This is a genomic window from Pseudomonas sp. S04 (genome assembly GCF_009834545.1).
Lineage (GTDB): Bacteria > Pseudomonadota > Gammaproteobacteria > Pseudomonadales > Pseudomonadaceae > Aquipseudomonas.
In genome coordinates this window covers 2,369,490-2,383,398 of sequence record NZ_CP019427.1, presented here as the reverse complement: position 1 = coordinate 2,383,398, position 13,909 = coordinate 2,369,490, and the positions used below count along the sequence as shown (strand labels likewise).

The window sequence follows — 13,909 nt, the reverse complement described above, 5'->3', positions numbered from 1 at the left end:
AATCAGCAAAGTGAAATTGCCATGCCCGCCCTGCACCTGAAATGCCAGACGCTGTTCGACGGAACCGGTCTGCACACCCGTCAACAGCAAACCCTGGTCGTGGAAAACGGCCTGCTGTCATATGTCGGCCCGACCGCTGCTGCACCGCAGCCACAACCGGGAGACACGCTGCTGGACGCCGGCGATAACTTTGTCATGCCCGGCCTGGTGGATGTGCACACCCACCTGGCCTTTGGCAACGCGCAGAGCGAAGAAGACATTGATATCTGGACCAGTGACGAGTTCCGCGCCCTGCGCGGCATGTTCTTCGCCCAACATGTACTGGCCGCTGGCGTGACCAGCATGGTCTGCCCTGGCGATAGCGGCCAACTCAGCATCGCGGTGCGCACTGCAATCGCGGCCGGCTTGTTCGAGGGCCCGCGCATCGCCGCCAGCAGCCGGGTCATCACCAATCGACAGAGCCTCAACGACTGGTTCCCGAGCCGCGTAGGCGCTCCGGAATATTTCACCGCGCACCTGGTCACCAGCCGCAGTGAAGCATTGGCGCAAATCCGCAAACAAGCCAAGGATGGCGTCGACCTTATCAAGATCGCCATGGACGGTACTCACCGCCGCTCGAATGGCGAAATCATCGCCGCGTTCACCGCAGAAGAAACCTATGAAATGGTCCAGGAAGCCCATCGCCTGGGCTGCAAAGTAGCGACCCATGCCTATGGTCGAGAGGCGGTGATGTATGCCGCGCGCGCCGGTGTCGATCTGGTGTTCCATGCCTTCTACATGGACGACGCATGCATCGAGGCCTTGCTCGAAGCCGGCAGCATCCTCGCGCCGACCATGACCTTCCCGCAAAACACCGTGGACTTCTGCCAGCCCCACGATCCGGCCATCAGCACCGGTTACGCCGGCTATTGTGCCCGCACCCTGGAAATCGGTTCAGCGGTGCTCAAGCGTGCCAAAGCCGCGGGCGTGCCTTTCGCCTGCGGCAGTGACAGTGGTTTTGCAGTAACGCCTTATGGCGAATGGCATGCCCGTGAACTGGAGTTGTTGGTCACTCGCCTGGGCTTCTCACCCGCAGAAGCGTTGTACGCCGCCACGGCCGTCGGCGCACGTTGCATGCCACGCGGTGAAACCATCGGCACCCTCGAAGTGGGCAAGCAAGCGGACTTCCTGTTGCTCGACGGTTCGCCGCTGCACGACATCCGCATCCTGCAAGACCGCTCTCGCCTTAAAGCCGTGTACAAGGCAGGCCAACCTGCGCGCATGGAGCGCAGCCCTTACAACCCCAAGCAGGTTTCTGATTTCAACTCGCTGAAATGGACTGACCTGTACACCAGGGACCGCGTTACCCAATTGGGCAAGTGGGCGCAATGAGAACCGACACGATGCAACACCTCGACCTGATGACCGCCACCCATATCGCCAGTAGCGCGATCCGTATCGCCCGGGAAACGGGCATCAAGCCACTGGCCGTCGCCGTGCTGGATGCTGCAGGTCATCCGCTGGCAGTCTTGCGTGATGAAAGTGCCAGTTTCCTGCGACCACAAATTGCCACCGGCAAGGCCCGCGGTTGCCTGGGAATGGGTTTCGGCGGGCGTGAACTGGCCCGGCGCGCACAGGCGATGCCGGCGTTTTACGACGCCATCAACAGCCTGACCGGCGGCGAGGTCATTCCCGCAGCCGGCGGCGTGCTGATTCGCAATGCCGAGGGCCTGATTCTGGGGGCCGTGGGTGTCAGCGGCGACACTTCGGACAATGACGAACGATGCGCTTTGCAGGCTATTGAGCAGGCGGCACTGGTGGCGGACACCGGTGATCAGTTGGCACTTTGATCAAGCAACGCGGCCTGCTCCGATAGCAGGCCGCGGAACCACGCCATTGCCGGGTCATGGTCTTGATAGGGATGCCATTGCAGCACCTGCACAGCGTCGGGAAATGCCAACGGTGTAGGGTGAATACGCAGCGGATAATGTTGAGCGAAGCGCTGTGCCTGTCGGCGAAACACCGTGGCGATCCGCGCAGTTCCTACGATGAACTCGGGCATCAGCACAAAACTTTCCAGGGCCACCGCCACTCGACGTTGAATACCCAACTCATGCAGATGCACAGCATCCATCGCCAGGTTTTGACCCTCGGCAAACTCGCGAACCACGTGCTCGGCGCTGCAGTAGTCGGCCAGGCTTAATCCGTCGGCGAACTGCGGCTCCCGCGCGCAGACGATGCAACAGAGCTGGTCACTCATCAGTGGTACATGAGGGTAAGCCGGGTTCAAGCGCCGCTTGGGAACAATCACATAGTCACTGCGTCGATAATCGAGCGCTTCGCTGACCACATCACCGTCGCGCGGTACGGGCAAATCCCGCAGACTCAAGCGAACGCCAGGTGCGACTCGAGCCAATTCAAGGCTGACTGCCGGCAACAACACGCCAGCCACGTAGTCGGACGCCACCAACGTGAAGTTGCGATAACAGTCGGCCGGCTCGAAGTTGACCGGTGCATCGATGATTTCACGCGTCAGTGCCAATGCTTCACGCACTTTGGGAAGCAGCGCCACCCCCAGTGCCGTGGCTTCCAATCGCCGTCCTACCTGGACCAGCAACGGATCATTGAAATGCTCGCGCAAACGCCCGAGTGCCGAACTGGTTGCCGACTGACCCAGGCACAATCGCTCGGCGGCCCTGCTGACGCTGCCTTCGCTCAACAAGGCTTCCAGCGCGACCAGCAGGTTCAAGTCAAGGCGTCGATAACGCATGTTGTACCTGTCTCGCACCCTGGAGTTTTCTGATGACAGCCAGACTGCCGTGACTGAGGGAGGCTGACTAATCGAGTTCAGGGATGCAACCTATCGTCAATCACGATACCTGGCGCGCAGGCGCATTGGGTGTGAACTCAAGCGTCTAGCGGGTCGTACTCGTTGACGTTGGTGACCTGCGAATGCAGCCGGCCCAACAACTCGACGAGGGTGTCCACTTCCGAGGCAGAGAGCCCGCTGAGCAGGCGCCGCTCGCGTTCCAGTGCCACCTTCAATACCCGTTCATGCAAGGCTTTGCCGCTGTCCGTCAGGCTGACGGTGTAGCGCCGCGCATCGGTTGAATCGACTTGGCTGCGAATGTGCCCTGCCGTTTCCAGGGACTGGAGTGAGCGACTGACCGCGCTCTTGTCCAGACCGATCGTCTGGCAGATTCGATTGGCCGTGATGTCATTTTCCACGGCAAGCATCGAGAGCATTCGCCACTCGACCACACCGATACCGAAGTGTTTGCGATAGCACTGCGATGCCCCTGCAGAGAGCTTGTTGGACAAAAAATTCAACAGTGCAGGGACATAACGCGTCAGGTTCAGTTGGGATTCTGCGGACATTGAGCGAACACCTTGGATCGGCGGGGCCTTGGAATATTGGTTGACACCGCAACTAAATAATCGGAGGATTTCTCAACCGAACATTACGGGCGATTCGCTGCATGATAGGCCGTCGCCCTGCCTCATAAAAATAATTATCAGGTTTTGGTCATGCACCCTTTCAATCTCATCGCCTTCGTCTTTCTCGTGCCAGCACCCGGCTGACCCGTCCCCGGCCAGTGCTCTAACCGACGCTTTTTTTCAGCAGCCACTTCAGTGTGGAGGGACAGGTCATGCTTCAAGTCAACGTCACCCGCAAAACAGACGAAGCCGAAGGCATCTGCAGTTTCGAGTTATGCGCCGCGCACGGCAGCCCGCTGCCGGCGTTCGAGGCCGGTGCCCACATCGACATTCATCTTGCCGATGGCCTCACCCGCCAGTACTCCTTGTGCAACGATCCCAAGGAACGTCACCGCTACCTGATCAGCGTGCTCAAGGACCCGAACTCACGGGGCGGCTCCAGGGCCATGCACGAGCAGATTAAGTCTGGGCAAACAATCACCATCAGCGCTCCGCGCAATCTGTTCCCGCTTGATCGCTCAGCCAAGCGACACCTGCTATTTGGTGGTGGAATCGGTATCACACCCATGCTGGCCATGGCCTGGGAGCTGTCGCATCAAGGAGCAGATTTCGAGCTGCACTACTGCTTCCGTTCGAGCGAGCGTGCAGCGTTCGTCGCGATGCTCGAGCAAACCCCTTTCGCCGACCGCATAAAGCTTCATGACGACAGCGGCCCCCAGATGCAGAAGCTGGATGCACGCGCCTTGCTCACACCCTGCCAGGCTGGCACCCATCTGTATGTGTGCGGGCCGAGCGGTTTCATCAACTACATCCTCGATTCGGCGCAGAACGGCGGGTGGCCGCAGGAGCGGGTACACAAAGAGTTCTTCGCCGCCGCCCCTATCGATCAAGGCGCCAATGCAGCGTTCGAAGTTGAACTGGCAAGCAGTGGCCAGGTTTTTCATATTCCTGCCGAACGTACGGTGTTTGAAGTACTCGACGAGGCCGGCATAGCGATCGAGTCATCCTGCGAGCAAGGCGTCTGCGGTACGTGCGTCACCCGCATCCTCAAGGGTATTCCCGAACACCGGGACAAGTTCCTGACCCTGGCCGAACACGCCGCAAACGATCGTTTTACCCCCTGCTGCTCCCGCGCCAGATCATCACGCCTGGTGCTCGACCTGTGAATTCAAACAACAACATCAACCGTGCCTCCTGGAGAACACCATGAACACCTCCACTCTCCAAACCCTTGCCGAAGAAATTCCGGCACCTGCCTTGCCCAGCTTTCCCCTCAACCAGTGGTACGTCGCTGCCCTGGGTTGGGAGTTGAAGGACAAACCTGTGGGCCGAACATTACTCAACAAGCCAGTGGTGCTGTTTCGCAAGGCCAACGGCGAGGTCGCGGCATTGGAGGACCGCTGTTGCCACAGGGCACTCCCCCTGTCGAACGGCACGCTCGAAGCAATGGGCATTCGTTGCGGTTATCACGGCCTGCTGTTCGATGACCATGGAAAATGCATCGAGATCCCGGGCCAGGACAAGATCCCGAGCAAAGCCAAAGTGCCGGCGTATCACGTGTGTGAGCAGGACCAGATCGTCTGGATCTGGTTTGGCAGCGAGGCACAACCTGAGCCTATGTGTGAGCCACCGGCCTACGCCGTGCACAGCAGTGGCAAATACCTGTTCGACGGCAACGTGTACCACTACAACGCGCCCTATCAGCTGATCCACGACAACCTCATGGACTTGAGCCATTTGGGGTATGTCCACCTGCGCACCATCGGCGGTAACGCCAGCATCCACATGAATGCGCGGATGAGTGTGGAAAGCGAAGACAACGTCGTACGGGTGGTGCGCCATATGCCGGACTCTGTTCCACCGCCCACTTACACCGCCGCCTACCCCTTCAAAGGCAACGTGGACCGTTGGCAGGAAATCGAATTTCACGTCAGTCATCTGCGGATCTGGACCGGCGCGGTGGATGCCGGCACCGACTCGCTGGACGACCCCGATCGCGGTGGCTTCCACATGCGCGGGTTCCACGGCGTAACGCCGGAAACCGACACCACCAGTCACTACTTCTGGACCATTGCCACCAACCCGGCGAGTGATCCAGAAACCATCAAGGCCAAGGTCGTCGAGCAAACTATCCTGACCTTCGATGAAGACAAGGAAGTGATTGAAGCCCAGTATCAGAACATGTGCCGGTTCGGTGCGCGTCCGATGATCGACATCCACGTTGATGTCGGCGCCAATCGCGCCCGCCGAATCATCGAGCAACTTCGCCAATCCAATCGTTGAATCCAGTTAAATAAACGCCAACCTTGCTCGCGCCCCACGCACCGCAGCCATGTGCTGCTCGGCCTGGGGCAGCAGGTAGCTGAAAAAGAACCCGGCGGTTTCCAGTTTGACGGCGCGCAGCGGATCGTCTTCAGGCAATTGCCGCGAGACCCGAGCCGCCCGTGCCCAGGCCAGCGCTAGCAAGGTCAGGCCGCATAGCTGAAGAAAACTCCCTGCAGCTCGATAGGGGTACTCGACATCTTCGAGTGATCGCTCACGCACCTCGCCAACCAGCACGTGAAGCGCACTACACAGGTTCACCAGTTGTGCAGCAAAGTCGGCGCACTGTGGCATTTCGGCGCCCAGCCTGGACTCCTCGCGCAATTGCGCCAACAACAGGTCGAAAGCCTGGCCCTGGTCGCCCAGTACTTTGCGTAGCAGCAGGTCGTTGGCCTGAATCTCGTTGCTACCTTCGTAGATCATGGCGATACGGCTGTCGCGCAGGGTTTGCTCGATGGCAAATTCGGTGACGTAACCGTAACCGCCAAACACCTGCAAGGCGTTGCTGGCCTGGCGAAAACCCTGTTCGGTGAAAAACGCCTTAATGATCGGCGTTAGCAGTTGCGCCAGTTGCCCGGCTTGTTGCCGAGCCAGCAGCTGCGGGTCATGTTCGGCCTGGTCCAACAGGTGTGCGACCCAATAGCCAATAGCGCGCATGCCTTCGCTGGTGGCGCGTAACTCGAGCAGGACGCGGCGTATTGCCGGATGGTAGTGGATCGGGTCGGCTGCCTGCGCCACGACCCCGGCCGGTCTTGACGGTGCACGCATCTGCTGGCGTTGACTGGCGTAGCTACGGCAGTTCTGCCAGGCCGCTTCACAGTGCCCCAGGCCTTGCAGGCCTACGTGAAGACGTGCCGAGTTCATCATCACGAACATCGCCTTCAAGCCACGATTGACCTCGCCAATCAACCAGCCCTGGGCCGTCTCGAACACCAGGGAACAGGTGGCACTGCCCCTGATCCCCATCTTGTGCTCGATACCGTCGCAGGCCACGCCGTTGGCCTGCCCTTGATTCAATAACTTCGGCACCAGGAACAGCGAAACCCCTTGGCTGCCGGTTGGCGCTCCCGGCACGCGAGCCAGCACCAGATGCAGGATGTTGTTGGTGAGGTCGTGCTCGCCGCCTGAGATAAACAGCTTGCTGCCACTGAGCCGATAACTGCCGTCGTCCTGAGGTTCGGCGCGACAGCGTAGCAGGCCTACATCACTGCCAGCCTGGGGCTCAGTCAGGCACATGGTGGCCAAGGTTTCGCCACTGATTATCCCGGGAAGATAGCGCTCCTGCAGCCAAGCGGCTGCGTGGGTCTTCAAACACAGGTAGGCGCCGTGGACGATGCCGGTGTACATGGCCCACGCGTGGTTACTGGCGTAAAGCATCTCTTGCAGCGCCGCGTCGAGCACTTGCGGCAAGCCTTGTCCGCCCAGCGCCTCGGCACAGGCCAGGGCCGGCCAACCGCCTTCGACATAGGCCCGATACGCGTCGGCAAAGCCATCCGCAGTGGTGACCCGCCCCTCAGCCAAACGGCAACCCTGACGATCGCCAATGCTGTTTAACGGCGCCAGGATGCCACTGCTGAAACGCCCAGCTTGCTCCAGTACCTGCACGGCCAGCGGCAAATCCAGCGCCTCGAATACCGAACTCCGACGCCACGCTTCGGGTGCCTGCAGCCAGTGTTCAAGAACAAATTGCATATCGCGCAAGGGCGCCTGATAGCTCCACATGTGAAACCTCATAGGGTAGTGAACAGGTGACATCCGTCGCTACGGGCGGGCTACTGATGCCTCAGGCGCGCCAGGTCGGGTTCTCGATCAGCAGGGCCATGCCCTGCCCGCCGCCGACACAGGCCGCGGCAATCCCATAGCGCAGGTTGTGTTCGCGCAGTTGCCGGGACAGGGTCAATACCAGGCGCAGGCCACTGGCAGCCAACGGGTGACCGAGGGCCAGCGAGCCCCCCTGGACGTTGAGACGGCAGCGGTCCAGCTGCAACTCCTGAGCCACGGCGAGGACCTGGGCGGCTTGGGCTTCATTGATTTCAAACCTGTCGATCTGATCCAGGCTCAAGCCGCTGCGCTGCACCAACAGACGAATCGCCGGTGCAGGTCCGATCCCCATGAACTCCGGTGCCACTCCCACCACCGCGCTGGCCCGCAGCAAGGCTAACGGTGTGCCGCGGCTAGCCGAAGCAGGTCCGACCAGCGCCGCCGCCGCACCATCGGCTACCGCACAGCTGTTTCCAGCGGTTTGTACGCCGCCCTCGTGCACGGCGCGCAGCCGGGCCAGGGCGGCGAGATTTGCGGGTCGTGGGTGGCTGTCTTTACTCACTGAGTCGACGCCCCGCGGCAAGCGAATACTGCGAGATTGATAGCCTTCAAGTTCAAAGATCTGTGGAGCCACAGCAACAATCTCCGGCGCCAGCCACCCTGTCTGCTGCGCTGCAAACGCCTGCTGATGACTGGCACAGGCATAGACGTCCACGGCTTCGCGACTCAGCCCATAGCGCCGTGCCAGCTTGTCGGCAGTGGCGATCATGTCCACCCCGGGCGCTGGGTCGTACAACGCTTCCCAGAGAAAGTCCTTGAACTGTACCTCGGCGCCAAGGCGGAAACCGCCACGATGGGTATAGGCGGCAATCGGATTGCGTGACATCGACTCGGTGGCCACGCACAGCGCCAGTTGCACACCGTCATCCAGTTGCCTGGCGGCCTGGCGCAGCAATTCGAATCCGGTGGCACAGATGCGCTGTACGCCCAGTGCCGGAACCGATTGCGCCACGCCGCTATACAGACCGATATGCCGTGGCAGCAGGTAGGCATCGAAACTGGCCTGGGCCATGGAGCCCGCCAGCACGCTGTCTACCGCCAGTGGATCGACGCCCGCACGAGCCAGTACTTCGCGCCCGACCTTGATGCCCAGGTCGATTGGCGAAACTTCAGCCAGTGCACCACCGAGGTCCACCCACGGCGTGCGCACTGCATCGAAAATCGCTGCATCGGCAAAGGCCGAGTACTGCCCGTCGGTGTTCAGCACTTCGCTCACGATTTCGCTCCGGCCCGCAGGATGGTCGGATCGAGCCCGCGATACAGGGCCTCGACCTGCTCCGCGCGCCACTGCAACACCGCACGCTGATTGATCGAGCCCTTGTCGGTGATTTCCCCACGATCAATGGAGGCCGGCTCGTCGAGCAAGGCAATCCATTCCAGGCGACTGGCATTGCCGCCGGCTTCGCGATTGAGCCGCTGCAACCAATCGGCGAACCACTCGCGTACCGGCGCGCTTGCCAACACCTGGGCGTCGCTGGCACTGGCCGCCAGCCCCGCCAGGCGTCGGCATTCGTACAATCTCGGGAACACCAGCGCGCCGAGGCATTGACGATCCGGCGCGGTCACTACCAGGTCCTGGACATAGGGCGAGCCCTCCAGTACCGCACGATTGCGCAGCGGGCCGACACTGACGAACACCCCTGAAGACAGCTTGAAGTCCTCGGCGATGCGCCCATCGAACATCAGCCCCAGTTGCGGGTCATGCGCGTTGGCCAGCTTGAGCGCATCCCCGGAGCAGTAAAAGCCTTGTTCGTCGAACACCTCGGCGGTCTGCTGCGGTGACCGCCAGTAACCGGGCATGATGTGCGGCCCACGGAAGCGCCCTTCCAGCTTGCCGTCCTTGGGTACCAACCGAACCTCGCAACCCGGCGCCGGCAAGCCGATATAACCGGCCATGGACAATGGCCCGGTGGTAAAGGTGCAGGAAGGCGCGGCCTCGGTCATGCCGAGCCCGGCCATCATCCGGATGCGTTCGCCACAGTGTTGTTCGGCGACCCGGTCCAGGCGATCCCAGACGCTTTGCGACAGCCCGGCAGCGGCGAAGAAAAATAGGCTGACGCGCTTGAAAAAACACTCCCGGAGCTCCGCGTCCTGTTCCAGGGCCGAGACCAGTTCTTCCCAACCCTTGGGCACGGTCAGGTAGGCAGTGGGAGATACCTCCTTGAGGTTGCGCAGGGTCTGGGCAAAGCCCTGAGCAGTAGGTTTGCCGTCGTCCAGGTAAAAACTGCCGCCGTTGTAGAGCACGATGCCCAGGTTATGGCTGCCGCCGAACGTGTGGTTCCACGGCAGCCAATCCACTAGCACCGGAGGCTCTTGACCGAACACTGGAAAAGTCTGCAACAACATCTGTTGGTTGGCGCAGAGCATGCGCTGGGTGGTGATTACGGCCTTGGGCAGCCTGGTCGAGCCGGAAGTGAACAGAAACTTGGCGATGCTGTCCGGGCCGGTGGCGGCAAAAGCGGCTTCAGCCTCGGCGCCGCCCGGTTGCTCAAGCAGGCTGGAAAAGCTCACCTGGCGGCGGCCCGCGACCTGGCCACGGACGCTGATCAGTGGTGTATCGGCCGGCAGCACAGCCTCGATGGCGCGCTGGTACGCCGGGGCATCACTGACGAACACCAGGCCTGGTTGCAGCAGGTCGCACACGTGGCGCAGCTTGGAGAAGTCCTGGGACAGCAGCGAATAGGCTGGCGATACCGGGCAGTAGGGAATGCCCGCATACATGGCACCGAAGGCGACTTGCAAATGCTCGATGTCATTACCCGAAAGCAGCACCAGGGGTTTGTCAGCCGAAAGGCCATGGCCCAGCAGGCATTGGGCGATAGCCCGGACACTGGCGAGCATTTGCGCGTAACTCACCCGACGCCATTCACCGTCGTCCTGGCGGGCGGCGATAAAGGTCTGCTCGGGACGCACCTGGGCCCAATGCACCAGACGGTCGAGCAACCGCCTGGGCATCTCGGCCAACGGTTCGAGGGAGCGCATGTGCAATACGCCGTGCTGCTCGGTAACCTCGACCGCCGCGCAACCGATGGACACGTGGCGATAGCGCGGTGCGCTGGCTTGGACATGGGGTTGCAAACTGAATTCGGAACTCACCTGTTTCTTCTCCGTCGAGGCACGCTAAACCCAAGCCACACACAGGCGACTCAGCGATAGCGTGGCAGCCGTTGGCTGCAGCCTTGTTATTGTTATTTCGGCCTTGCACACGGGCATTTGACTTGCGGGGGAAGCCAATGCCCGCCTGTTCAGATCGGGTAGTGCCGCGGTCCATTCTGCAAGGTGACCCAACGCAACTGGGTGAAGTGCTCGATGGATGCCTTGCCACCGAAACTTCCGTAGCCGCTGGACTTGACCCCGCCAAAGGGCATCTGCGCCTCGTCGTGCACGGTCGGGCCGTTGATATGACAGATGCCCGACTCGACCCGTTGGGCCAAGGCCAGGGCACGCCCGCTATCGCGGCTGAAAATCGCCGCCGACAAACCAAACTCGGAGTCGTTGGCCAAGTGCAGAAGTGCTTCATCCCCGTCACCGCGCAGCAACACGGCCACCGGTCCGAACGACTCCTCGCGGTACAGGCGCATGCTTGCGTTGACGCCGTCGAGCAGGGTCGGCTGCAAGATGCTGCCGTCCAGTTGCCCGCCGACCACCAGCCGCGCGCCCTTGGCCAGGGCATCGTCGATCAAGCCCTTGATGCGCGTTCCGGCGCTTGCGTCCACCAGCGAACCGAGCACCGACTCCGCAGCCGCAGGGTCTCCCGCGCGCAGGGTGGCGACCTTGGCCGCCAACTTGTCGACAAAGGCATCGGCAACCTTGGCATCGACGATCAGCCGCTCGGTGGACATGCAGATCTGCCCCTGGTTGAAATAAGCGCCAAAGGCGGCCGCCTCTACCGCGGCGTCCAGGTCGGCATCGTCGAGCACCAGCAACGGTGCCTTGCCGCCCAGTTCCAGCAACGCCGGCTTGAGGTGGCGCGCGGCGAGTTCACCGACGATACGTCCGACATGGGTCGATCCGGTGAAATTGACCCGGCGTATCGCCGGGTTGGCGATCAGCCGCTCGACAATCGCCGCGGCATCCTCAGGTGCGTTGCTGATCACATTGACCACGCCATCGCCCAGGCCGGCGTCTTGCAATACCTGACCGATCAGGCGATGCACCGCAGGACTGAGCTCGGAGGCCTTGAGCACCACGGTGTTGCCGCACGCCAATGGCATGGCGATCGCGCGGGTGGCGAGAATCACCGGGGCGTTCCAGGGAGCGATACCCAAGACGACGCCGCAGGGTTGGCGCAGGGCCATGGCGAAACTGCCAGGCACATCCGAGGGGATGACTTCGCCATTGATCTGCGTGGTCATCGACGCCGCTTCACGCAGCATGTTGGCCGCCAGCCGCACGTTGAACGCGTACCAGTTGGCCATGGCGCCGGTTTCGCCGGCCGCCTCGATGAACTCGGCACTGCGTGCCTGCAATTGCTCCGCCGCCTTGAGCAAACGGCTCCGGCGTTCATTGGGGGCCAGGGCAGCCCAGACGGGAAACGCCTTCTGCGCAGCGGCCACCGCGGCGTCGGCATCTTCCAGGGTAGCGGCGGCGACCCGCGACACCAACTCGCCAGTCACCGGGTTACGGCGTTCGAAGGTTCGACCGTCGCGGGCGGGGCACGACTGGCCGCCAATCAGCAGGGGCACGTCCAGCATGGTGATTCCTCTTTATAGTCTTTGTCGGGAATACGTAGGAACGAGGTAACCGCAGCTCCCGGCGCATCCGCCCGTAGCAGGATGCGCCCGGCTGCCTGGCGCGGCACCTCAGCGTTTGTACGCTTGCAGGCCCGGCTTGATGCTCTTGTCGTCGAGGAATTGTTTCATGCCCTGCTCACGGCCGCCTTCGGTGTCCAGCAGGCGTGACTGATCGAGCTTGGCGTACAGGTAATCCTCGTTCTGCTCCCACGTCAGTTCGCGGCAACGTTTGAAACCATGCTTGGCCGCACGCAGCACCACCGGGTTTTTCTCCAGCAGGTTACGCGCCAGCGCCACAGTGACTTCCCGCAGTTGTGCCAGGGGTACGCTTTCATTGACCAGGCCCATCTCGGCGGCCTTCTGCCCGCCAAAGGTCTTGCCGGTCATGATGTAGTACAGCGACTGGCGATGGCCCACGGTGTCGGCCATGGCCTTGCTGACCAGGTTGCCCGGCGGGATACCCCAGTTGATCTCCGAAAGGCCGAAGGTCGCTTCGTCGGCACAGATCGCCAGGTCGCAGGCCACCAAGGGGCTGAAGCCGCCGCCGAAGCACCAGCCGTTGACCATGGCAATGGTCGGCTTGGCGTACATGCGCAACAGCTTCCACTGCCATTGCGAGGCTTCGCGGCGGATTTTTTCCTGGAGGATCTCCGGGCCAGCGTCCACTTCGCGAAAGTATTCCTTGAGATCCATCCCCGCAGTCCAGGCTTCGCCCGCACCGGTCAGTACCAGCACACCGGCGTCCGGATCCTGCTCCAGGGTCTCCAGAACATCGATCATCTCGCGGTTCAGGGTCGGGCTCATGGCGTTGCGTTTTTCCGGGCGGTTGAGGATGACCCACGCGATGCCTTCCTCGATTTCCACTTTGACCGTTGTCCAGCGACCTTCGTAATTGCTCATGACGATGCTCTCTTGTTCTTGGTTTGAAGATGACTGGAAATTAAATCAGCCAATTAGTTATGTCAATTAACTATTAATAGAATTAACCAATTTCCTCGCACTGGAAGCTTCCATCCCCAAAACGCCAGGCAACATTGGTCATAGCAATCACCGGTCAACGCCGGCAAAATAGATAGTCTTGTTAACCTCCAACCTTCAGGACTCACCTGCAATGGCCAAGCCCTCCCCCCTCGCCGAGTCGATCGAGGCAGCGTCGACCAACGTCGAGATGCAGGCACCACTCGATTCGGCGTTGAACGACCTGATCGGCTACGCCATGCGCCGCGCACAACTCAAACTGTTCCAGAACCTGATTGGCCGCCTCTCGGCCCACGATCTGCGACCCGCCCAGTTCTCGGCCCTGGCGATCATCAATCAGAACCCCGGCCTGATGCAGGCCGACCTGGCCCGGGCACTGACTATCGAGCCGCCCCAGGTGGTACCTCTGCTCAATAAACTGGAAAGCCGTGCGCTGGCGGTTCGCGTGCGTTGCAAGCCGGACAAGCGTTCCTATGGGATCTTCCTGAGCAAGACCGGCGAGACCCTGCTCAAGGAACTCAACCAGATCGCCGCGCAAAGCGACCTGGATGCCACCGCGGCACTGGACGATCAGGAACGCGAAGAGCTGCTGCGACTGCTGAAGAAGATTTATCAGGAGTGACGCACGCCCCCAACGG

Annotated in this window: 12 protein-coding genes; 5 read left to right on the top strand and 7 right to left on the bottom strand. The window is 61.4% G+C overall.

The window, feature by feature from the left end; all coding sequences use genetic code 11:
• Positions 1 to 21 precede the first annotated feature (21 nt).
• Positions 22 to 1,371 (top strand): metal-dependent hydrolase family protein, encoded by a 1,350-nt coding sequence (locus PspS04_RS10745; protein ID WP_159995116.1) that lies wholly within the window; start codon positions 22 to 24, stop codon positions 1,369 to 1,371.
• A gap of 11 nt (positions 1,372 to 1,382) precedes the next feature.
• On the top strand, positions 1,383 to 1,829 hold the full coding sequence (locus PspS04_RS10740) for a GlcG/HbpS family heme-binding protein (protein ID WP_159998788.1): 447 nt from the start codon (positions 1,383 to 1,385) through the stop codon (positions 1,827 to 1,829).
• Here the strand turns inward: PspS04_RS10740 and PspS04_RS10735 are convergent.
• Together PspS04_RS10735 and PspS04_RS10730 are read right to left on the bottom strand one after the other, a co-directional pair.
• Positions 1,814 to 2,749, bottom strand: coding sequence for a LysR family transcriptional regulator (locus PspS04_RS10735; RefSeq protein WP_159995114.1), 936 nt, complete (start codon positions 2,747 to 2,749; stop codon positions 1,814 to 1,816). The genes PspS04_RS10740 and PspS04_RS10735 overlap by 16 nt on opposite strands.
• A gap of 137 nt (positions 2,750 to 2,886) precedes the next feature.
• On the bottom strand, positions 2,887 to 3,357 hold the full coding sequence (locus tag PspS04_RS10730; protein ID WP_159995112.1) for a MarR family winged helix-turn-helix transcriptional regulator: 471 nt from the start codon (positions 3,355 to 3,357) through the stop codon (positions 2,887 to 2,889).
• A 272-nt stretch (positions 3,358 to 3,629) separates the two neighbouring features.
• On the opposite strand from PspS04_RS10730, the gene PspS04_RS10725 reads away from it, so the two are divergent.
• Together PspS04_RS10725 and PspS04_RS10720 are read left to right on the top strand one after the other, a co-directional pair.
• A complete protein-coding gene (locus PspS04_RS10725; protein WP_159995110.1) occupies positions 3,630 to 4,583 on the top strand; it encodes a PDR/VanB family oxidoreductase in 954 nt (317 codons plus the stop codon).
• A gap of 40 nt (positions 4,584 to 4,623) precedes the next feature.
• Complete coding sequence (locus tag PspS04_RS10720; RefSeq protein ID WP_159995108.1) at positions 4,624 to 5,700, top strand: aromatic ring-hydroxylating dioxygenase subunit alpha; 1,077 nt, start codon at positions 4,624 to 4,626, stop codon at positions 5,698 to 5,700.
• A gap of 6 nt (positions 5,701 to 5,706) precedes the next feature.
• On the opposite strand, the gene PspS04_RS10715 is transcribed toward PspS04_RS10720, so the two are convergent.
• The 5 genes from PspS04_RS10715 to PspS04_RS10695 form a co-directional block, all read right to left on the bottom strand.
• Entirely contained in the window at positions 5,707 to 7,461 is a 1,755-nt protein-coding gene (locus tag PspS04_RS10715) for an acyl-CoA dehydrogenase family protein (protein WP_159995106.1), read from the bottom strand.
• A 61-nt stretch (positions 7,462 to 7,522) separates the two neighbouring features.
• Entirely contained in the window at positions 7,523 to 8,764 is a 1,242-nt protein-coding gene (locus tag PspS04_RS10710; RefSeq protein ID WP_159998786.1) for a thiolase family protein, read from the bottom strand.
• An 8-nt stretch (positions 8,765 to 8,772) separates the two neighbouring features.
• On the bottom strand, positions 8,773 to 10,656 hold the full coding sequence (locus tag PspS04_RS10705) for a feruloyl-CoA synthase (RefSeq protein WP_159995104.1): 1,884 nt from the start codon (positions 10,654 to 10,656) through the stop codon (positions 8,773 to 8,775).
• 149 nt (positions 10,657 to 10,805) lie between these two features.
• Positions 10,806 to 12,254, bottom strand: a complete 1,449-nt coding sequence (locus tag PspS04_RS10700; protein WP_159995102.1) for an aldehyde dehydrogenase — start codon at positions 12,252 to 12,254, stop codon at positions 10,806 to 10,808.
• A gap of 108 nt (positions 12,255 to 12,362) precedes the next feature.
• Entirely contained in the window at positions 12,363 to 13,193 is an 831-nt protein-coding gene (locus PspS04_RS10695; RefSeq protein WP_095170108.1) for a p-hydroxycinnamoyl CoA hydratase/lyase, read from the bottom strand.
• Between the two features lie 211 nt (positions 13,194 to 13,404).
• Here PspS04_RS10695 and PspS04_RS10690 point away from each other — a divergent pair, with 211 nt between their 5' ends.
• Positions 13,405 to 13,893, top strand: coding sequence for a MarR family winged helix-turn-helix transcriptional regulator (locus tag PspS04_RS10690; protein WP_095170107.1), 489 nt, complete (start codon positions 13,405 to 13,407; stop codon positions 13,891 to 13,893).
• Positions 13,894 to 13,909: the final 16 nt, after the last annotated feature.